Here is a 19,421-nt window from a genome sequence, read left to right as displayed (position 1 = left end):
ATCCATGATAGTCGCACCGGCCGCCGTCACATTATCGGCCCTGAACGGGGTTCCCATGGTTGCGCCGGGCGACGATCTGTCGGCCATGCTGCTGTCGGCCTGCCATGCCAATGGTCTGTCGCTGCAGGATGGCGACATCGTCGTGCTGGCGCAGAAGATCATATCCAAGGCGGAGGGGCGCGCGGTGCCGCTGGCCGGCGTGTCGCCCTCGGCCGAGGCGATCGATCTGGCAGCGCAATGCCACAAGGATCCCCGGCTGGTCGAACTGATCCTGTCGGAGAGCGAGAAGTTGATGCGCGTCCGGCCGGGCGTGCTGATCGTGCGCCATCGGCTGGGTCTGGTGCTGGCCAATGCCGGGATCGACCAGTCCAACATCGCGCAGGATGGGGATGGCGTCGCGCTGCTGCTGCCGCTCGATCCCGATGGTAGCGCTGCGGCGCTGCGGCGGGCGGTGCGTGAGGCGCTGGGCGTCGACATCGCGGTGGTCATCATCGACAGCCTGGGCCGGGCCTGGCGCAAGGGCACCTGCGGCGTGGCGATCGGCGTGGCCGGCATGAGCGGCCTGCTTGACCTGCGCGGTGAACTGGACCTGCATGGCCGGCCGTTGCAGACCAGCGAACTGGGCCTGGCCGACGAGGTGGCGGCCGCCGCCTCGCTGATCATGGGGCAGGCCGGCGAAGGCCGGCCGATCGTCGTGGCGCGGGGCATTGCGCGGGGCCGCAATGAGGGCAGCGCGGCCGAACTGATCCGCGAACCGGCAATGGACCTGTTCCCATGAGCGTGCTGGCCCTGGCCGGGGGCGTCGGCGGCGCCAAGCTGGCCAATGGCCTGGCCGGCGTCGTGCCGTCGGGCGCACTGACCATTGCCGTCAACACGGGCGATGATTTCGTCCATATGGGCCTGCATATCTCGCCCGACATCGACAGCGTCACCTATGCGCTCGCCGGCATGAACGATAGCGTGCGCGGTTGGGGCGTGGCCGATGAAAGCTGGGCCTTCATGGACGCGACAAGGCGGCTGGGCGGCGAAAGCTGGTTCAACCTGGGCGATCGCGACCTGGCGACCCATGTGCTGCGCACCGCCTTGCTGCGCGAGGGCACGCTGTCTTCGGTCACGGCCGACATCGCCGTGCGACTGGGCATCGGGCCGGCGATCGTGCCGATGAGCGACGATCCGGTCCGGTCGATGATCGACACCGACCAGGGCGAAATGGCCTTCCAGGATTATTTCGTGCGCCATCAATGCGGGCCGCGCTTTCGGTCGATCCGGTTCGACGGGGCGGCGGCCGCGCGGCCGAGCGCCGGTCTGCTGGCGGCGCTGGATGATCCCGCGCTGGAGGCGATCATCCTCTGCCCGTCCAACCCCATCCTGTCGATCGACCCGATCCTGGCGGTGCCGGGGGTGCGCGACAGGCTGGCGGCGCGGCGCGTGCCGTGCGTGGCGCTGTCGCCCTTCATCGCGGGACAGGCGGTCAAGGGGCCGGCGGCCAAGATCATGACCGAACTGGGTCTGCCGACGACCCCGGCGACGATCGCCCGCCATTATGACGGATTGATCGATGGACTGATGGTGGATGCTGCCGATGCGCAGGGCTGGTCCGACGATGGAATGGCGGTGCGCAGTGCCGACATATTGATGCGCAATGTCGATCAGCAGCGGGCACTGGCCGCTCAGATGATCGATTTTGCGGCGGCGTTACGGCGCGCGGCGCCATGACCCTGTCCATCCTGATCCCGGCCAAGAGCTTCGCGCAGGGCAAGAGCCGGCTAGCCGAGGTGCTGGGGCCACGGGATCGGGCGGCGCTGTGCCGGCAATTATTGGGGCATGTGCTGGCGGTCGCACGCGATGCGATCCCGGATACGGCCGTGCATGTCGTCAGCGCCTGCCCGGAAGTGCGCGGTTTCGCGACCGAGCGGGGCGCGAGGGTTCTGACTGAGCGGGAACCCGGCCATGTGCCGGCGCTGATGGCGGCGATGCAGGCATTGCCGGCCGATCGCCCGGTGCTGATCCTGAGCGCGGACCTACCGATGCTGGCGGCCGCGGACCTGCGCGCGATGGCGCAGGAACCCGCCGATGTGGTGATCGCCACCGACCGAGAGGGGCAGGGAACGAATGCGCTGTTGCTGAAGCGGCCCGGCCTCATCCCGCTGCGTTTCGGGCCGAACAGTTGTGCTGCCCATGTCAGGGAAGCGGAACGAGCCGGGCATCGCGTGTCGATCCTCCGGCGGCCCGGTCTCGCCGACGATGTCGACCTGCCCGAGCATCTCCAAATATTTTCCGTTGGTGCATAATTGCCTTGGTCCTGCCGAACGGGCGGGGTAAGGCAATAAAATTGCATCTAGGTATATAATTGGAGGAGTCGGATGGCGGAGGCATATATTGCGGCCGTGGCGCGCAGCGCCGGTGGCAAGCGGGGCGGCAGGCTGGCGGGGGTGCACCCTGCGGATCTGGCCGGGCGCGTGCTGGCGGGACTGGTGGGCCGCAGCGGGATTGATCCGGCCGCGATCGAGGATGTCATCATGGGCTGCGCCTGCCCCGGCGGCGAGCAGGGCGCGAACATCGCCCGCAACGCCGTGCTGGCCAGCGGCCTGCCCGAATCCGTGCCCGGCACCCATGTCGACCGCCAGTGCGGTTCGTCGCAGCAGGCGCTGCATTTCGCCGCCGCGACGGTGATGGCTGGGGTGCAGGACGTGGTGATCGCCGCCGGTGTCGAGAGCATGACGCGCGTGCCGATGGGCCTGCCCTGGACGCTGGCGGCCAAACATGGGTTCGGCACCTATCGCAGTCCGGGAATCGAGGCGCGCTATCCCGACACGCCGTTCAGCCAGTTTGGCGGGGCCGAGATGATGGCCCGCAAATATGGCTTCGACCGTGCGGCGCTCGACGCCTATGCGCTGGAAAGCCATCATCGCGCGGCGGCGGCGACGCAGGCCGGCAAGTTCGATGCGGAGATCGTGCCGCTGGAGGTCGAGACTGCCGATGGCGAAATGCTGGTCCACAAGGTGGATGAGGGCATCCGCTTCGACGCCAGCCTGGAGAAGATTGCCAGCGTCAAGCTGTTGCAGGAGGGCGGGGTGATTTCCGCCGCCAATGCCAGCCAGATCTGCGATGGGGCCGCGGCGCTGCTGATCGTCAATGAGCGGGGCCTCAAGACCCATGGCCTGACGCCGCTGGCGCGGGTGCATGAAATGACTGTGCTGGGTCATGATCCGGTCATCATGCTGGAGGCGCCGATCCCGGCGACCGAGCGGGCGCTGGCGCGGGCCGGCATGACGCTGGGCGAGATCGATCTTTATGAAGTGAATGAGGCGTTCGCGCCGGTGCCGCTGGCCTGGGCTAAGGCGCTGGGCGCCGATCCGGCGCGGCTCAACGTGCATGGCGGGGCGATTTCGCTGGGCCATCCGTTGGGCGGATCGGGCGCCAAGCTGATGGCGACGCTGGTCAGTGCCCTCCACGATCGTGGCGCGCGCTATGGCCTCCAGACCATGTGCGAGGCCGGCGGCATGGCCAATGTCACGATCGTGGAACGGCTTTGAGGGGAAAGGATCGGCCCTTCCCCGGTGGCGGGGAAGGGCCGATCCTTCAATTGGCTTCGTCGAGCAGGCGGCGGGCGATGACCTGGGCCTGGATTTCGCCGGCGCCCTCGAAAATGTTGAGGATGCGCGCGTCGGCCAGCAGGCGGCTGACCTGATATTCGGTGGCGAAACCGTTGCCGCCATGGATCTGCAGCGCATTGTCGGCTGCAGCCCAGGCGACCCGCGCGCCGATCAGCTTGGCCATGCCGGCCTCCAGATCGCAGCGCTTGTCCTCATCCTTGCGCCGGGCGGCGAAATAGGTGAGCTGGCGCGCGCCCATGATCTCCGCCGCCATCATCGCCAGCTTGTTGGCGACGCGCGGGAAGTCGAAGATCGGCCGGCCGAACTGCTTGCGGTCGAGCGCATAGGAAAGGCCGATGTCGAGCGCCGCCTGGGCGACGCCGATGGCGCGGGCGGCGGTCTGGATACGGGCGCTTTCGAAGGTCGCCATCAACTGCTTGAAGCCTTGGCCCTCGACTCCGCCGAGCAGATTGGCGGCGGGCACGCGGAAATCGTCGAAGCCGATCTCATATTCCTTCATGCCGCGATAGCCGATCACCTCGATCTCGCCGCCGCTCATGCCGGGCATGGGGAAGGGGGCGTCGACGGTGCCGCGCTGCTTAGGCGCGATCAACATCGACAGGCTGCTATAGTTGCGGGTGTCGGGATCGGTGCGGACCAGAAGGGTCATCACGTCGGCGCGGGCCGCATGGGTGATCCAGGTCTTGTTGCCACTGACCCGATATTCGCCGTCGGCAAGCGTCGCGCGGGTGCGCAGCGCGCCAAGGTCGGACCCGGTATCAGGCTCGGTAAAGACGGCGGTCGGCAGGATCGCGGCATTGGCGATCTGCGGCAACCAATGGGCCTTCTGTTCGGCAGTGCCGCCGGTCAGGATCAGTTCTGCCGCGATTTCCGACCGGGTGGCGAGGCTGCCGACGCCGATCCAGCCGCGCGACAATTCTTCCGACACGACGCACATCGCGGTCTTGCCCATGCCAAGGCCGCCAAACTCTTCTGGAATCGTCATGCCGAACACGCCCATCTCGCCCAGTTCCTGGACCAGCGGCAGCGGTATCAGCTCGTCCTTGAGATGCCATTCATGGGCGAAGGGCGCGACCTTCTCGTTCGACAAAGCGAAGAACTGATCTCGCACCATGTCGAACATTTCGTCGAGGCCGCAATTTTCCAGCGTCGCCCGCCCGCGCGCATCGACCAGATGGCCGGCAATGGCGCTCTTCACCGCCTGGCCGCCGCCGCTGCGGATGAGGGTGCGCAGGGCCGGTGCGTCGAGCGCGGACAGATCGTCGGTAAGGTCGGTGGGGCGGATCACCTCGCCCTGGTTCATCGGGATGCCGCCCAGCATCTGCGCGCCATATTCGGCGAAGAGCAACTGGGCGAGCAGTGCCTCGATCTCGCCAAAGCTGCCCTGAGCGTCGAGACTGGCGGCCCAGCTGGCGACTTCGCGCAGCATTTCTGCATAGGCGGCAAACCAGCCAAAGCCGTGGACGACATGCTGCTCGACATCGGCGAGGACGCGATCGACCTTGCCGCCGTCATTGCTGATCCGCGCCTTCACATGCGGCCGGGCGGCGGCGACAAAGGCGTGCGCGGCGTCGGCCGCACCCGATAGCAGTGCCGGCAGATCGGGCAGGACCAGGATATTCTTGTCCATCTCCATGGTCGCGCTCATCCTTCCCCCGCCTGCTTCTTGTTCGCCGATGCCATTGCCTTGGCATCCAGTCCGCCGACCAGATTGCCGGTCATCAGCTGATTATGGGCATGGGCGAGATGGTGCATGTGGAACACGCTATCCATCACCTGCCGCTTGCCGCGCGCATCCTCGACAAAGTTGAACGCCTGCTTGGTCAGGGCCAGGCCGAACCGCTCATGCTGGGCGATTTCTGCGGCGATCTTGGCCACTTCCTCGCGCAGGGTCTCGCGCGGGAAAATTTCGTTCACCATGCCGAAATTATAGGCACGCTGGGCCGGCATGCGGCGGCCGAGCAGCAGCAGTTCGCGCGCGACGCGGGTCGGCAGTTCGAAGGCATGGGCGAAATATTCGACGCCCGGCTGGGCCATGCGCTGCACCGGATCCTGGAAGAATGCGTCTTCCGACGCGATGATGAGGTCGCAGACCCAGGCCAGCATCAGCCCGCCGGCAATGCAGGCGCCCTGGACCATGGCGATCATCGGCTTGGGAATGTCGGCCCAGCGCCGGCACAGGCCCAGATAGCCGTCCTGTTCCAGCACATATTGGCGTTCGGCGCCGCCCTTGTTCAGATGGTCCCACCACATGCTGGTGCGCGTGCGCGGCATGTGGCTGTCCTTGTCCGGCGTGCCGATGTCATGGCCGGCGGAGAAATGCTTGCCCTCGCCACCGAGTACGATCACCTTGACCCCGTCATCCTCGACCGCGCGCTTGAAGGCATCGTCGAGCTGGCCGAGCAGCCGGTAATTCTGGGCATTGCCATATTGGGGGCGGTTGAGCATCACCCAGGCGACGCCGTCCACCACATTGTAGGTCACGAATTCGGGCTGCGCTTCTTCGGACATCGTCCTTCTCCCTCAGCGCGGCGGCATGCGCAGGCCACCGTCGAGCCGCACATATTCGCCGTTCCAATAGTCATTCTCGATCATCGCCAGCGCCATCGCGGCAAACTCCTCGGGCTTGCCGAACCGCTTGGGGAAGGGAACGGTGGCCGACAGCGTATCGCGCACCTTGTCGCTGGCCCGCGCCATCAGCGGCGTGTCGAAAATGCCGGGCAGGATCGCGTTGACGCGGATGCCTTCGCCCATCAGGTCGCGCGCCATCGGCAGGGTCAGGCTGACGATGCCGCCCTTCGACGCCGAATAGGCCGCCTGGCCGATCTGGCCGTCGACCGCCGCCGCGCTGGACGTGTTGATGATGACGCCGCGCGCCTTGTCCTCCAGCGGGTCGAGGCTCAGCATGCCGGCGGCCGACTTGGCGCAGCAGCGGAAGGTGCCGATCAGGTTGATCTGGATGATCCGTTCGAACTGGTCGGTCGGGAAAGCCTTGATCTCGCCGGTCTCGCGGTCGCGGCTGGCGGTCTTGATGACATTGCCGGTGCCGGCGCAATTGACCAGGATACGCTCCTGGCCATGAGCGGCGCGCGCCTTGGCAAAGCCGGCATCGACCGAGGCCTCGTGGGTGACATCGACCTTGCAGAAGGTGCCGCCGATGTCTGCCGCGACCGTCGTCCCGGTTTCCTCGTTGAAATCGAACAGCGCGACCTTGGCGCCCTGCGCCGCGATGGCGCGGGCCGTGGCCTCACCCAGACCCGATGCCCCGCCGGTGACGATGGCGGATACCCCCTGATCGATCTTCATGCCTGTGTCCTCTCCTTCACGGGGCGTTGGGCGATCGCGCCGTCGCTCGTCAGCGCGTCGAGCGCGCCGTCGTCGAGGCCCAGCCATTCCCCCAATATTTCGCGGCTATGTTCGCCCACGCGCGGTGGGCAGTGACGATAATCGGCCGGCGTCGCCGACAGTTTGCCGGGATAGGCGACGGTCGGTATCTCGACCCCGTCCTCTTCCCGGCGATAGCGATGGACGGTCTGGCGGGCGCCGATGAAGGGATCCTCGAACACGTCCTGGATGCTGTTGACCGGGCCGGCGGGGACGCCCGCGGCGACGAAGCGCGCCATCAGGTCGTCGCGGGCGAAGGGGCGCACGATTTCCTGCACCTTCGCCTCGATCGCGTCCCGGTTGATGAGGCGCTGGGCGCTGGTGGCGTAGAGCGGATCGGTGCCCAGTTCCGCATGGCCCATTTCCGTGCAGAAGGCGCGGAACTGGCGATCATTGCCGATCGCGATGATTATCATGCCGTCGGCGACCTCGAACGTCTTGTAGGGGACGACGGTGGGATGACGATTGCCCAGGCGCCCGGGCACGATGCCGCCGACCAGCCAGTTCATCCCCTGATTGGCGAGCATCGCGATCTGGGTGTCGAGCAGCGACACGTCGATCTGTTGCCCTTCGCCAGTGCGTTCGGCATGGCGCAGGGCGGCGAGGATCGAGACTGTCGCGAACATGCCGGTCGACAGGTCAGCCATGGCGACGCCGGCGCGCAGCGGGCCACCATCCTCTTCGCCGGTGATGCTCATGAAGCCGCCCATGCCTTGGGCGACGAAATCATAGCCGCCCCGGTCGGCATAGGGACCGGTCTGGCCGAAGCCGGTGATCGAGCAATAGACGAGGCGCGGGTTGATCGCCTTCAGGCTGGTATAGTCGAGACCATATTTGTTGAGGCCCCCGACCTTGAAATTCTCGACCAATATGTCGGCTTCCGCCGCCAGCCGGCGGATCAGCTCGGCGCCCTGCGGCGTCGCCAGGTTGATCGCCGCGGAGCGCTTGTTGCGGTTGCAGGACAGATAATAGGCGCTGGTGCCGATTTCCGGCTGGCCATCGGCGCCGGTCAGGAAGGGCGGGCCCCATGCGCGGGTATCGTCGCCATGGCCGGGCAGTTCGATCTTGATGACGTCGGCACCGAAGTCGGCGAGTATCTGGGTCGACCATGGCCCCGCGAGCACGCGCGACAGGTCGAGAACCTTGATCCCTTCAAGTGCGCGGCCGCTCATCGCCTGCCCGCCTTGTCCGTCATGACCGCTGTCATCGCCATCCGCTCCTGTCCCCGTCTATCTGCTGCATCGGTTGATGATTCTGATAGCGGGTGCAGGAATGGAGGGCAAGAATTATTGCACTATGGGATACTTTTGGTGCTATTTCTTGGTGGCGCCGGCGAGATAGGCGAGCAGGTTGGCGCGATCGGCCGGGTTGGGCAGGCCGGCAAAGACCATGCGGCTGCCGGGGACGGCGGCGCTGGGCTTGGCAAGGAAGCCGTCGAGCGACTTGGCATCCCAGCGGATCTTGGCCTTCTGCATCGCCGGCGAATAAGTGAAGCCGGGGACGGTGCCCGACGTGCGTCCGAATACGCCCGAGAGCGAAGGGCCGAGCTTCTTCACGCCCGGATCGACCGAGTGGCAGACGGCGCAGCGGGCGAAAACCGCCTTGCCCTTGGTCGCATCGCCCGCCTGGGCCAGCGCCGGGGCGGTAGGGGCGACCGCCATAGCGAACATCATCACGCGCGAAACATGCTTCATCGACATCCTCAATCCTCTTCCCTTCTTCTCTGGCTAAAATCTATACCAGTGTGCATAAATAAACCAATAGCCGTCTGAGTCTGAACGGCGGTTGAAGCGGGAAGGATGCGGAAATGGCCGATGGCGGACCCATGGCGAACCATCGGTTCGGGCCGGGCGGCATGGCGCTGGCGTTGCTGGTGAACATCATGTTCGCGCTGAATGTCATCGCGATGAAGGTGGTGGTGGATGCGACCGCGCCGCTATTGTCGGTGGCGCTGCGGATGGGAACGGTCTTCCTGATCTGTGCGCCGGCGCTGCGTCCGCTGCCGGGGCGGACGGGCTGGCTGATGCTTTATGGCTTCCTCAATGGCGGGCTGTTCCTGCTGCTGCTGAACCTGGCTTTGTTCATGGCGACCAATGTCGGGGCACTGGCGATCGCGGGGCAATTGAGCGTGCCCTTCTCACTGCTGCTGGGCGCACTGCTGCTGGGCGAGCGGCTCAACCGGCGCAAGATTGTCGGCGTGCTGCTGGCCTTTGCCGGGGTCGTGGCGCTGGTGTTCGACCCGCATATATTGGCGGAGGTGCCCGCCGTATTGGTGATGGCCAGCGCGGCGATGGTGTGGGGCGGCGCGACCTTGGTGCAGCGCAAGCTGACCGGGGTGAGCGTGATGAACGGCCAGGCGTGGAACGGACTGATGGGCGCGGCGGTGCTGGCGCCCTTTGCCCTGATTTTCGAACGGCCGGCGATTGCGGGGCTGGCCCATGTCGGCTGGGTGCCGACCGGTTGGTTCGCCTTTTCCTGCCTGGGCGCGACGGTGCTGGGGCAGGGGACGCTCGCCTGGCTGCTGCAACGCTATCCGATCTCGACCATCATGCCGCTGATGCTGGCATCGCCGGTCATGTCGACGGTCTTCGCCTCGCTCTATTTCGGCACGCCGATCACGGTCGGCATGATTGCAGGTGGGACCGTGGCGCTGCTGGGCGTGACGATCATTGCCTTCTCGCCCGACCGCAGGCCGGTCGACTGACCACATAAAAAATGGGCCGGCGTCGCATGCCTCGACGCCGGCCCAGGGGGCTTCCGAAAGGCGGTGGTCAGACCGCCCGTTCGAAGATGGCGGCCAGGCCCTGACCGCCGCCAATGCACATGGTTTCCAGGCCATAGCGGCCGTCGCGCCGCTGCAGCTCGCGCAGCAGATTGGCGAGGATGCGTCCGCCGGTCGCGCCGATCGGATGGCCGAGCGAAATGCCCGATCCATTGACGTTGAGCTTGTCGCGATCGTCCCAGTTCCAGCCCTTGAGGCAGGCCAGAACCTGCGGCGCGAAGGCTTCGTTGAGTTCGACCAGATCGATGTCGTTCCAGCCAAGGCCATTGCGGGCGAACAGCTTTTCGACTGCCGGCACCGGACCGATGCCCATGCGCGAGGGATCGCAGCCCGCCGCCGCCCAGCTGTGCAGCCAGGCCATGGGTTCAAGGCCCAGTTCCTCCAGCTTGTCCTCCGCGACCACCAGACAGGCGGCGGCGGCGTCATTCTGCTGGCTGGCATTGCCGGCGGTGACTACGCCATCCTTCTCGATCGGCTTCAACAGGGCGAGCGATTCCGGCGTGGCGTCGGCACGAATGCCCTCATCCATGGCGAAGATCAGCGAATCGCCCTTGCGCTGGGGCACGGCGACCGGGACCAGTTCGTCGTCGAACTTGCCGGCGGCCCAGGCGGCTGCGGCGCGCTGATGGCTCATCGCCGCATATTCGTCGCAGGCCTCGCGGCTGATGTCATAATCCTTGGCGAGATTGTTCGCCGTCTCGATCATGCCGCTGATGATGCCATAGCGGGCGATCGGCTGCGACATGACGCGGCCGCGGGTCAGGCGGTCATGGAACTGGGTCGATCCGGAACGGGCACCCCAGCGATGGTCCATCGAATAATATTCGACATTGGACATGCTCTCGACCCCGCCGGCGACGACGATGTCGGCGGCGCCGGTCTGGATCCGCATGGCCGCGTCGATCACCGCCTGAAGCCCCGAACCGCAGCGCCGGTCGAGCTGAACGCCGGGGATGCTCTCGGGCAGGCCGGCGGCCAGCGCCGACCAGCGACCGATGCAGGGCGCCTCGCCATTGCCATAGCCTTGGGAGAAGACGACATCGTCGATCCGTTCCGGATCGATCTTCGTCCGCTCCATCAAGGCCTTGATGATGACCGCGCCCAGATCGCCGGCGCTGAAGGATTTCAAAGAACCGCCATATTTGCCAACGGCGGTGCGGATGGGGGCGACGATGGCGGCTCTGCGCATGCGATGTCCTTTGCGGGAATGGAGAGGATCAGGCGGCCGCTTCGGCCTGGCGGATCATCTGCTTGGCGATGATGGTCTGCTGGATCTGGCTGGTGCCTTCATAGATGCGCAGCAGCCGGACATCGCGATAGAAGCGCTCGACCTTATATTCGGCCATATAGCCGGCGCCGCCATAGATCTGGACGGCGCGGTCGGCGATCCGGCCGACGGCTTCGGAGGCGTAATATTTGAGCGCGGCGCATTCCAGGCTGACCGGCTCGCCCGCGTCGAACTTGGCGGCGACCGACTGCATCAGCGCCTCGGTGGTCAGCATGTCGACCTTCATGTCGGCGAGCATTGCCTGGACCAGCTGGAAATCGGCGATGCGCTGGCCGAACTGCTTGCGCTCCATGGCATATTGCAGGGCCATGTCGATCAGCCGCTGGCACATGCCGAGCGCGACCGCGGCGATATGGATGCGGCCGCGATCCAGCACCTTCATCGCGGTCTTGAAGCCGCGACCGGGTACGCCGCCGATGATGTTGGCGGCCGGCACGACGACATCGTCCAGGATCACATCGGTGGTGATCGACCCCTTCTGCCCCATTTTCTTGTCCGGCTTGCCGAAGCTGATGCCGGGGGTGTCGGCGGGCAGAATGAAGGCGGAAATGCCGGCCGCGCCCTTCACATCCGGTTCGGTCCGGGCCATCAGGGTGAAGACGCTGGCGCGCGGGGCATTGGTGATATAGCGCTTGGTGCCGGTGATGCGGTAAGTGTCGCCGTCGCGGACCGCCACGGTGCGCAGTGAACCGGCGTCGGACCCAGCCTCCGGCTCGGTCAGGCCGAAGCTGGCGATCGCCTCACCGGTGGCGAATTTGGGCAGCCATTCGCGCTTCTGTTCCTCGGTCCCGTCCATGACGATGCCCTGGCTGCCGATGCCGACGGTGGTGCCGATCACGGAGCGGAACACGACCGACGCGCGGGTGATCTCGCGGATGATCGCCGCTTCCTCCGCCATGGTGCAGCCGATGCCGCCAAACTCTTCCGGCACGGACAGGCCGAACAGGCCCATGTCGCGCATCTGCTGGATGATGGTTTCGGGAACCGCATCCGCTTCCTCGACGGCGTCCTCGGCCGGGATCAGCTTTTCACTGACGAAGCGGCGGACGGTGGTGCGGAACAGGTCGAACGTCTCGGCGTCCATGAAAAATCTCCTCTCAATATCCGATGTCGGCGACCATCGCGTCGCTGCCGTCGCAGCGGATCGCGCGGCAGCGGCCGGCTTCATCCTCGCGCAGCAACACCGGCTGGCCGGCGAAGACCGGCGCGACCGCGCGGAAGGTGAAGCGGGTCGGGCTGCGGCCACCGCGCCGGGCATGGCCGAACAATCTGGCGGCGGTGAAGGGGCCGTGGATCACCAGGCCTGGATAGCCCTCCTCGCCGTTCGCATAGGGTAGGTCATAATGGATGCGATGGCTGTTGAAGGTGACGGCCGAGAAGCGGAACAGGTCGACGCTGTTCGGCGCCCAGTTCACATCATCGGGGGCGTCGTCAAAGGCGGCGGGGACGATCGCGGGCGTCGGTGTCCCGGTGTCGCGATAGACGATGGTCTGCACCTCGCTCACCCGTTCGCGATCGGCCTGGACGATGCTGTGACCGACCTTCACGAGGACAAGCTCGCCGCTGCGGCCGCTCTTGTGGGCGATGTCGAGCACGGTCGAGGTGCGGGTCGCTTCCCAGTCGAGCATCAGGGGCGCATGGAACTGCATCTCGGCGGCGGCGAACATGCGGCGCGGCAGGCTGATCGGCGGCAGGAAGCCGCCGCGTTTGGGATGGCCGTCTGGGCCGATCTGGTCGGCGGCGGCAACCGGCAGGAAGAAGGCCCAATGGGCCAGCGAGGGCTGAACCGCCTCGACATCGAGCGGCTCGCCGATCGCGGCGGCAAAGCGGCGCAGCGCTTCCCGGTCGAGCATTTCGGTCCGGCTCTCGGTCCTGCCGGCCCATGTCTGCCAATGGGCGATATCGGATGGGGAAAGTGTCATGCGACCAGTCCTTCGTCATGGAGGCGGCCGATCGCGCCGCTGTCGAGCCCCAGCAGCTCGCTCAATATCTGGTCGCTATGCTCGCCAAGGCGTGGGGCCGTACCGACGGCACCGCGCGCCTCGCCGGCCAGCGTGCCCGCCGGGCCGGATGTGGGGTAGGTGAGGCCGCTGGGATGGGCGATCGTCTTGAACAGAGGATTGTTGGTGAACAGCCGTTCGTCCTGCGTCACGGCCTGATGCAGCGACTGATATTCGCCCCAGGTGACGCCGCCTGCGTCGAAAGCGGGTTTCAGCGCATTGCTGCTGCGGGCGGCGAAGGCGGCCTCGAACAGCGGGAATAGCCGGGCGCGATGGGTGAAGCGGGCGCCTTCATCCCTGGCGAAGTTGGCACCCGTTTGGCTTTCGATCGCGGCGATCGCCTCGCCAAGGTCCAGCGTCTTGAGGAGGCCGGTCCATTGGCGCGGGGTAATGGCAACGACGATTAGCCTTTTGCCGTCGGCGGTCAGGAAATCCCGGCCGAAGGCGCCGAACAGGTCATTGCCCATGCGCGGCCGGTCGCCAGCTGACAGCACTTCGGCCACGGAGCCCAGATGCGACAGGGTGGAGGCCGCGAGATCGGACAGGGGCACGCGGATTTCAGCGCCCTGGCCGGTCGCGCGCCGGCGCAGCAGGGCGGACGTCATGGCAAAGGCGGCATAGGCGCCGCCGAGCAGATCCCAGGCCGGCAGGACATGGTTGACTGGACGGTCATCGTCGGCCGGGCCGGTCATCATCGGCACGCCGGCGGCGGCGTTGATGGTGTAATCGACCGCCGGTGACCCGTCGGCCCAGCCCATCACGCGGACGCTGATGATGTCGGCACGGCGCGCGGCCAGCGCCTCATGGCTGAGGAAGCCCTTGACCGGATAATTGGTGAGGAACAGGCCGGCATTGTCGCCCGGTGCGGTGGCGATGGCGACCGCCAGTTCGCGCCCTTCGGGCCGGCCCAGATCAATCGCGATCGATTTCTTGCCCTTGTTGAGCCCCTCCCAATAGAGGCTGGCGCCGGACGGCGCGACCGGCCAGCGGCGATAGTCCGGGCCGCCACCGATAGCATCGAAACGGATCACCTCCGCCCCCATCTGTGCCAGGTGCAGGCCGCAGGACGGGCCGGCGATGAAGGCGGCGCCCTCAACCACGCGCAGGCCCTTGAGCATGTCGTACATGAAATTCCTCCTAGCCCAGCCTGACCATCGTGCGGCCGATATTGGCGCCCGAGAACAGGCCCCAGAAGGCGTCGAGCGCCTTGTCGATGCCGTCATAGACGGTTTCGGCCGAGGCCATCTGCCCGGCCTGGTTCCAGGCGGTCATGCGCTCCAGCATCTCCGCCTCCAGATCCATATGGTCGAGCGCGATATAGCCCTGCATGCGGATGCGCTTGGTCATCAGCATGGTGAGGTTGCGCGGCACGGTCGGCGCGTCGGTAACGTTATATTGCGAGATCATGCCGCAGATGGCGAAGCGCGCGAAATCATTGGCGAGCGACAGCGCTGCCTGCAGATGATCGCCGCCGACATTGTCGAAATAGACGTCGATGCCGCTGGCACCGATCGCCTTGACTTCGCGGGCGAGCGCTTTGGTCAGGTTCGGCTCTGCCTTGTAATCGATTGCGGCGTCGACCTTGAGCACATCGCGCAGGAAGGCGGTCTTGTCCGGGCCGCCCGCCGATCCGATCACCTTGCACCCCATGTTGCGGGCGATCTGGCAGGCGATCGATCCGACGGCACCGGACGCGGCCGACACGAAGACGGTGTCGCCCGGCTGCAATTCGGCAATGCGGATGAGCCCGGCATAGGCGGTGAGGCCGGTCATGCCGGCGAAGCAGAGATAGGCCTGGGGTGGCAGTGCCTGGCGATCGCGATGCTGGAGCGCGGGGCCTAGGGCGTTGAACGCCTCACGCCAGCCAAGCCGGGAAAAGACGAGGTCGCCAGGCGCGAACGCCGGATCATTGGAGGCGATCACTTCGCCGATCGCCGGCCCCTCCATCGCCGCATCAAGGGCAAAGGGCGGGACGTAGCTCTTGGCGTCGCTCATCCGCCCGCGCATCGCCGGGTCGACCGCCATCCAGAGATTACGGACCTGGACCTCACCGGGGCCGGGCGGTGGCAGAGCCTGTTCGACGGTGGCGAAATCCTCCGCCACCGGGGCGCCGACCGGGCGGCGCTTCAGCTGTATTTCGCGCGATTGCATGGTCATTGGCCCTTCAATAGCCATTGAGACGGGCCCAGCGCTCGCGGTGCCAGGCGGTGCTGCCATAGCATTGCTCCGCGACGCGGGCGCGCTTCAGGTAAAGGCCGGCATCATGTTCATGGGTCATGCCGATGCCGCCGTGCAGTTGGACCATCTGCGAAGATATGCGGTGCAGCGTTTCGCCGGCGGTCGCCTTGGCGAGCGAGGCAAGGCCGGGGAGCGCCGGATCATCGGCATCGATCGCCGCCAGCGCGGTTTCGACGGCAGATCGCGTCAGCTGCAATTCGCCGAACAGTTCGGCCGCGCGATGCTGGAGCGCCTGAAAGGAGCCGATGATCGCGCCGAACTGGACGCGGGTCTTGAGATAATCGAGCGTGGTGTCGAAGGCCTGGGTCGCGCTGCCGAGCATTTCGGCCGCCATGCCGATCGCGGCCCGGTCGCGGATCGCGTCGATCAGGTCGGCGGCCTTGCCGACTTCGCCCAGCACATCGTTGACAGCGATGTTGACACTCTCGAAGCGGTAAAGGGCCGGGCGCCGGGCGTCGATCTGGTCGAGCACCTGCCGTTCCAGTCCGGCGCTGTCGGTCGGCACCAGGAACAGGGTCAGGCCATCGCGATCGCCCGGCGCGCCGCTGGTGCGCGCGGCGACGATGGCGAGGCCGGCGATCATGCCGTCCTGCACCGGGCGCTTGGTGCCGGACAGGGCCCAGCCATCGCCTGAGGCCGTGGCCGCCAGCGCGGTGCGCTCGGGGGCATGATGTGGCCCTTCGTCGAGCGCCAGCGTGCCGATCAGCGATCCGTCGGCGATGCCCGGCAGCCAGCGGGCCTGCTGATCCTGCGTGCCCGCGAGGCGGAGCGCAGACGCAGCGACCAGCGCGGAGCTGATGAGCGGCGAGGCGGCCAGAGTGCGCCCCAGTTCCTCGATCACCAGGCCAAGGCTCAGATAGCCGAAATCTGCGCCGCCATGGTCTTCCGGCACGATGATGCCGCACCAGCCCATCTGCGCCATTTCGGCCCAGGCCTCGGCATCATAGCCGTCCGATCCGCTGAGACCGCCGCCGCCATGATCGTACAGGCCACGCAGCGCGGTCACGGGCAGGCGGTCGCGCACCCATTCCGACGCCATGTCCTTCAGCATCGTCTGTTCTTCGTTCAGCACCGCCACGGCGCGTCCTCCCGCATCCTGTCTTTTCTCTCGTCCTCGCCCATGCTCAGCCCGGCAGGCCCAGCGTGCGCTTGGCGGTGATATTGTTCTGCACCTCGTAGCTGCCGCCGTAGATGGAGAAGGCCTTGCTGTGCAGCCAGGCGCGCGTCGCCTCCGTCTCGGCCGCGCTATAAGGATCGCCGGCCCAGCCCAGGCCATCGGCGCCCATGATCTCGACCAGCAGCTCGGCCCGTTCCTGGATGATGCCGGACCACAAATTCTTGAGTGCTGACACGCCATGGCTGGGGCCGCCATTCTTCGCTTCGGCTGCGAGCCGACGAACGGTTGCCATATAGGCTTCATGCCGCATCGCATTGCGCACCAGCCGGGCGCGCAGGTCCGGGCTGTCGATCCGCCCGAGCGCGTCCGTGCCCAGATAATCGTGGGCGAGCGGGGCTAGGGGGGTGATGTCGGCCTTCACCTCCGACAGGCTGTTGCGTTCGAACTGCAGCAGCCGCTTGGCGATGGTCCAGCCTTGGTTGACCTCGCCCACCAGATTGCCCTTGGGCACCTTCACATCGTTGAAGAAGACTTCGCAGAAATGGGTCGATCCGCTGATGAGGACGATCGGCCGGGCCTCGATCCCTTCGGATTGCATGTCGACCAGCAGAAAGCTGATGCCGCCCTGCTTGCGCTCGGTATCGGTGCGGACCAGGACGAAGCACCAGTCGGCCTGGTCGGCGCCCGATGTCCAGATCTTCTGCCCGCTGACCAGCCAATGGTCACCCATGTCGATGCATTTGGTCTGGAGCGCGGCCAGGTCCGATCCCGCGCCGGGTTCGGAAAAGCCCTGGCACCAGCGCCGTTCATGGCTGGCGATGAACGGCAGATGTTCCAGCTTCTGCGCTTCGTCGCCATATTCCAGCAAGGTCGGGCCAAGCATCATCGTGCCATAGCTGCGGATCGGGTTGAAACCGCCGATCGCCGTCAGTTCCTCGCCGATGATCTTGCCATGGGCTTCGGTGAGGCCGGCGCCACCATAGCGCGGCGCCCATGTGGGCACGCCCCATCCCTTGTCGGTCATGCGCTGGCGCCAGAGCTGGTAGTCGGCATTGGCGGCGGCGGCGTGGGCGTCGCCCTGGAAGAGGAGGCCGGGCACATTGGTCAGCGCCGGCGGAAAATTCGCCTTCAGCCAGGCGCGCGCCTCCTGCCGGAATTCTTCTCTATCGATGGGCTCCATTTCCGCCATCCACTCACATCCCTGTTCTGCTCGAAAGGCGAACGCGCCGTCCGGGTGTTACCCGTCGGGCTGCTCGCGGCTTTCGGATGGCCGCTTGCGATCCATGAGCGATTCCTTAGGTCAATATTGCACAGGTGGCTAGTTATATTTTGCACTCAAGGATAATTTTCATCCGCAACGGAAATCGCGAATTTTGCGCAATGTGGCGGAAAAGCGTGGAAATGCGGCGGCGCCCGTGCGCCGCGCAAGGGAAAATATCGTAACGACGATTGTCCGATTGACAGCCGGTCACCTGTTCATAAACTATACCATAATGCAAAATTGATAAGGCCGGTCCGTCTTGGCGCGAGAACTGGCTACCGCTGCAGGAGAGCGTAGTATGGAAACCATGGCCGCCCGTCCGATCCCGGCGCATGTGCCGCCCGACATGATCGGCAATTTCAGCCTGTTCAGTTCGCCGGGGCTGGAGCCGACGCCCAATGGCGATCCGCAGGCGGCGAGCGCGGTGGTGCATGATGGGCCGCGCATCTTCTATTCGCCGGTCAACACCCGCGACGGCAAGGGCACATGGGTCATCACGCGCGCGCAGGACCAGCGACGGGTGTTGCAGGATCCCGAAACCTTCTCCAGCCATCGCAGCATCTTTGCCTCGGCACTGGGGGAAAGCTGGCCGATGATCCCGCTGGAACTGGACCCGCCCGAACATGGCAAGTTCCGCTCGCTGCTCAACCCGCTGCTGTCGCCCAAGCGGGTGATGGCGCTGGAGACCGCGGTGCGCGAAAGGGCGAGCGTGCTGATCGACCGGATCGCGGCGTCCGGCACCAACTGCGACGTGATGACCGATTTCGCCTTCCCCTTCGCGGTCAATATCTTCCTGCGCTTCCTGGGCCTGTCGGACGATCGGCTCGACGAATTTGTCGGCTGGGCCAATGACCTGCTGCATGGCGACAATGTGAAGCGACCGGCGGCGGCGCGCACTATCGTTGCCTTCATCGACGAATTGTCGGCGAACCGACGTCGGCAGCCGGTGGATGATTTCATGTCCTTCCTGGTGCAGTCGCGGATCGACGACCGGCCGCTGACCGACATGGAGATCAGGGGCACGGGCGTGCTGCTGTTCATCGCCGGGCTGGACACGGTGGCGGCCGCGATCGGCTTTGACCTCAACTATCTGGCGCGGCATCAGGCCGACCAGCAATGGCTGCGCGACGACCCCAAGCGGATCGTGCTGGCGGCGGAGGAATTGCTGCGCGCCTATCCGACGGTGCAGATGATCCGGGTCGCAACGAAGGACGTGGATTTCGAGGGCGCGCCGATCCGCAAGGGCGATTATGTGTCCTGCGCGACGATGATCGCCAATCGCGATCCGCTGGAATTTGCCGATCCCGCGCGCATCGACCTAGCCCGCGAGGATAATCGCCACACCGCCTTTGCCTATGGTCCGCATCGCTGCCTGGGGTCGCATCTGGCGCGGCGCGAGATCGTTGTGGGGCTGGAGGAATGGCTGAAGCGCATCCCGACCTTCCGCATCAAGTCCGGTACCGCGCCGGTCACCTATGGCGGCCATGTGTTCGGGATCGAAAACCTCATCCTCGACTGGTCACAGGAGGATGCGGCATGAAGATTATCGTGCATCGCGAGAAATGCCAGGGCCATGCCCGTTGCTGGGCGATGGCGCCCGACATCTTCGAACTGGATGACGAGGGCTATATCATGCCCGGCGACATCGACGTGCCGGAAGAGCAGGAGAGGCTGGCCTGGATGGGCGCCAAATCCTGCCCCGAACGCGCGCTCGACATCCAGAAATGAGAAGCT

19 protein-coding genes are annotated in these 19,421 nt (G+C 66.0%); 7 read left to right on the top strand and 12 right to left on the bottom strand.

The features are described from left to right. Positions 1-4 precede the first annotated feature (4 nt). The 4 genes from cofE (at position 5) to JQK15_RS06380 (ending at position 3,536) form a co-directional block, all read left to right on the top strand. Entirely contained in the window at positions 5-778 is a 774-nt protein-coding gene (gene cofE, locus JQK15_RS06395) for a coenzyme F420-0:L-glutamate ligase (RefSeq protein ID WP_214864297.1), read from the top strand. Beyond that, the gene (gene cofD / locus JQK15_RS06390) at positions 775-1,716 is read left to right on the top strand and encodes a 2-phospho-L-lactate transferase (RefSeq protein ID WP_214864295.1); all 942 of its coding nucleotides are present in this window, start codon (positions 775-777) and stop codon (positions 1,714-1,716) included. The genes cofE and cofD overlap by 4 nt, the downstream gene beginning before the upstream one ends. Then, on the top strand, positions 1,713-2,291 hold the full coding sequence (gene cofC / locus JQK15_RS06385; RefSeq protein WP_214864292.1) for a 2-phospho-L-lactate guanylyltransferase: 579 nt from the start codon (positions 1,713-1,715) through the stop codon (positions 2,289-2,291). Before cofD ends, cofC begins: the two co-directional genes overlap by 4 nt. A gap of 72 nt (positions 2,292-2,363) precedes the next feature. Continuing rightward, a complete protein-coding gene (locus tag JQK15_RS06380) occupies positions 2,364-3,536 on the top strand; it encodes an acetyl-CoA C-acetyltransferase (RefSeq protein ID WP_214864290.1) in 1,173 nt (390 codons plus the stop codon). Between the two features lie 46 nt (positions 3,537-3,582). Here JQK15_RS06380 and JQK15_RS06375 read toward each other — a convergent pair whose 3' ends face one another. The 5 genes from JQK15_RS06375 to JQK15_RS06355 form a co-directional block, all read right to left on the bottom strand. After that, positions 3,583-5,265, bottom strand: a complete 1,683-nt coding sequence (locus JQK15_RS06375; RefSeq protein ID WP_214864288.1) for an acyl-CoA dehydrogenase family protein — start codon at positions 5,263-5,265, stop codon at positions 3,583-3,585. Further along, positions 5,262-6,128: an enoyl-CoA hydratase gene (locus JQK15_RS06370; protein WP_007707227.1), complete on the bottom strand. Its 867-nt coding sequence runs from the start codon at positions 6,126-6,128 to the stop codon at positions 5,262-5,264. Before JQK15_RS06370 ends, JQK15_RS06375 begins: the two co-directional genes overlap by 4 nt. A gap of 12 nt (positions 6,129-6,140) precedes the next feature. After that, entirely contained in the window at positions 6,141-6,923 is a 783-nt protein-coding gene (locus JQK15_RS06365) for an SDR family NAD(P)-dependent oxidoreductase (RefSeq protein WP_214864285.1), read from the bottom strand. After that, positions 6,920-8,173: a CaiB/BaiF CoA transferase family protein gene (locus JQK15_RS06360; protein ID WP_214864283.1), complete on the bottom strand. Its 1,254-nt coding sequence runs from the start codon at positions 8,171-8,173 to the stop codon at positions 6,920-6,922. The genes JQK15_RS06365 and JQK15_RS06360 overlap by 4 nt, the downstream gene beginning before the upstream one ends. A gap of 141 nt (positions 8,174-8,314) precedes the next feature. Next, a complete protein-coding gene (locus JQK15_RS06355; protein ID WP_214864281.1) occupies positions 8,315-8,701 on the bottom strand; it encodes a c-type cytochrome in 387 nt (128 codons plus the stop codon). 107 nt (positions 8,702-8,808) lie between these two features. Between JQK15_RS06355 and JQK15_RS06350 the strand changes: the two genes are divergently transcribed. Continuing rightward, entirely contained in the window at positions 8,809-9,705 is an 897-nt protein-coding gene (locus JQK15_RS06350; protein ID WP_069338675.1) for a DMT family transporter, read from the top strand. Between the two features lie 67 nt (positions 9,706-9,772). On the opposite strand, the gene JQK15_RS06345 is transcribed toward JQK15_RS06350, so the two are convergent. Genes JQK15_RS06345 through JQK15_RS06315 form a run of 7 tightly spaced genes read right to left on the bottom strand, consistent with a single transcriptional unit; the run spans position 9,773 to position 17,615 of the window. Then, positions 9,773-10,972 carry an acetyl-CoA C-acetyltransferase gene (locus JQK15_RS06345; RefSeq protein ID WP_214864278.1) on the bottom strand — a complete coding sequence of 400 codons (1,200 nt, stop codon included), beginning with the start codon at positions 10,970-10,972 and terminating at the stop codon, positions 9,773-9,775. Positions 10,973-11,000: 28 nt separating this feature from the next. Further along, positions 11,001-12,155, bottom strand: coding sequence for an acyl-CoA dehydrogenase family protein (locus JQK15_RS06340; protein WP_214864276.1), 1,155 nt, complete (start codon positions 12,153-12,155; stop codon positions 11,001-11,003). A 13-nt stretch (positions 12,156-12,168) separates the two neighbouring features. Continuing rightward, a complete protein-coding gene (locus tag JQK15_RS06335; RefSeq protein ID WP_214864274.1) occupies positions 12,169-12,993 on the bottom strand; it encodes an HTD2 family dehydratase in 825 nt (274 codons plus the stop codon). Then, a complete protein-coding gene (locus JQK15_RS06330; protein ID WP_214864271.1) occupies positions 12,990-14,198 on the bottom strand; it encodes a CoA transferase in 1,209 nt (402 codons plus the stop codon). The genes JQK15_RS06335 and JQK15_RS06330 overlap by 4 nt, the downstream gene beginning before the upstream one ends. Positions 14,199-14,208: 10 nt before the next feature. Next, the gene (locus JQK15_RS06325; protein ID WP_214864268.1) at positions 14,209-15,228 is read right to left on the bottom strand and encodes an NADP-dependent oxidoreductase; all 1,020 of its coding nucleotides are present in this window, start codon (positions 15,226-15,228) and stop codon (positions 14,209-14,211) included. 7 nt (positions 15,229-15,235) lie between these two features. Further along, positions 15,236-16,387, bottom strand: a complete 1,152-nt coding sequence (locus JQK15_RS06320) for an acyl-CoA dehydrogenase family protein (RefSeq protein WP_214864266.1) — start codon at positions 16,385-16,387, stop codon at positions 15,236-15,238. Positions 16,388-16,433: 46 nt separating this feature from the next. Beyond that, positions 16,434-17,615 (bottom strand): acyl-CoA dehydrogenase family protein, encoded by a 1,182-nt coding sequence (locus tag JQK15_RS06315; protein WP_214864263.1) that lies wholly within the window; start codon positions 17,613-17,615, stop codon positions 16,434-16,436. Between the two features lie 370 nt (positions 17,616-17,985). Between JQK15_RS06315 and JQK15_RS06310 the strand changes: the two genes are divergently transcribed. Together JQK15_RS06310 and JQK15_RS06305 are read left to right on the top strand one after the other, a co-directional pair. Further along, positions 17,986-19,227 (top strand): cytochrome P450, encoded by a 1,242-nt coding sequence (locus tag JQK15_RS06310; RefSeq protein WP_214864261.1) that lies wholly within the window; start codon positions 17,986-17,988, stop codon positions 19,225-19,227. Continuing rightward, complete coding sequence (locus JQK15_RS06305; RefSeq protein WP_004212347.1) at positions 19,224-19,415, top strand: ferredoxin; 192 nt, start codon at positions 19,224-19,226, stop codon at positions 19,413-19,415. Before JQK15_RS06310 ends, JQK15_RS06305 begins: the two co-directional genes overlap by 4 nt. Positions 19,416-19,421 lie beyond the last annotated feature (6 nt).

It is taken from the genome of Sphingobium sp. BHU LFT2 (assembly GCF_018604485.1).
GTDB classification, from domain to species: Bacteria; Pseudomonadota; Alphaproteobacteria; order Sphingomonadales; family Sphingomonadaceae; genus Sphingobium; species Sphingobium yanoikuyae_A.
The sequence above is the reverse complement of the archived record's forward strand: the minus strand, read 5'-3'. Positions and strand labels throughout refer to the sequence as shown.

Coding starts and splice junctions, on each gene's coding strand:
- JQK15_RS06355 (WP_214864281.1), bottom strand. CDS start 8,701: ATGTCGATGAAGCATGTTTCGCGCGTGATGATGTTCGCTATGGCGGTC.
- JQK15_RS06330 (WP_214864271.1), bottom strand. CDS start 14,198: ATGTACGACATGCTCAAGGGCCTGCGCGTGGTTGAGGGCGCCGCCTTC.
- JQK15_RS06335 (WP_214864274.1), bottom strand. CDS start 12,993: ATGACACTTTCCCCATCCGATATCGCCCATTGGCAGACATGGGCCGGC.
- JQK15_RS06380 (WP_214864290.1), top strand. CDS start 2,364: ATGGCGGAGGCATATATTGCGGCCGTGGCGCGCAGCGCCGGTGGCAAG.
- JQK15_RS06365 (WP_214864285.1), bottom strand. CDS start 6,923: ATGAAGATCGATCAGGGGGTATCCGCCATCGTCACCGGCGGGGCATCG.
- JQK15_RS06345 (WP_214864278.1), bottom strand. CDS start 10,972: ATGCGCAGAGCCGCCATCGTCGCCCCCATCCGCACCGCCGTTGGCAAA.
- JQK15_RS06340 (WP_214864276.1), bottom strand. CDS start 12,155: ATGGACGCCGAGACGTTCGACCTGTTCCGCACCACCGTCCGCCGCTTC.
- JQK15_RS06370 (WP_007707227.1), bottom strand. CDS start 6,128: ATGTCCGAAGAAGCGCAGCCCGAATTCGTGACCTACAATGTGGTGGAC.
- JQK15_RS06310 (WP_214864261.1), top strand. CDS start 17,986: ATGGAAACCATGGCCGCCCGTCCGATCCCGGCGCATGTGCCGCCCGAC.
- cofC (WP_214864292.1), top strand. CDS start 1,713: ATGACCCTGTCCATCCTGATCCCGGCCAAGAGCTTCGCGCAGGGCAAG.
- cofE (WP_214864297.1), top strand. CDS start 5: ATGATAGTCGCACCGGCCGCCGTCACATTATCGGCCCTGAACGGGGTT.
- JQK15_RS06375 (WP_214864288.1), bottom strand. CDS start 5,265: ATGAGCGCGACCATGGAGATGGACAAGAATATCCTGGTCCTGCCCGAT.
- JQK15_RS06360 (WP_214864283.1), bottom strand. CDS start 8,173: ATGAGCGGCCGCGCACTTGAAGGGATCAAGGTTCTCGACCTGTCGCGC.
- JQK15_RS06350 (WP_069338675.1), top strand. CDS start 8,809: ATGGCCGATGGCGGACCCATGGCGAACCATCGGTTCGGGCCGGGCGGC.
- JQK15_RS06315 (WP_214864263.1), bottom strand. CDS start 17,615: ATGGCGGAAATGGAGCCCATCGATAGAGAAGAATTCCGGCAGGAGGCG.
- JQK15_RS06305 (WP_004212347.1), top strand. CDS start 19,224: ATGAAGATTATCGTGCATCGCGAGAAATGCCAGGGCCATGCCCGTTGC.
- JQK15_RS06325 (WP_214864268.1), bottom strand. CDS start 15,228: ATGACCATGCAATCGCGCGAAATACAGCTGAAGCGCCGCCCGGTCGGC.
- cofD (WP_214864295.1), top strand. CDS start 775: ATGAGCGTGCTGGCCCTGGCCGGGGGCGTCGGCGGCGCCAAGCTGGCC.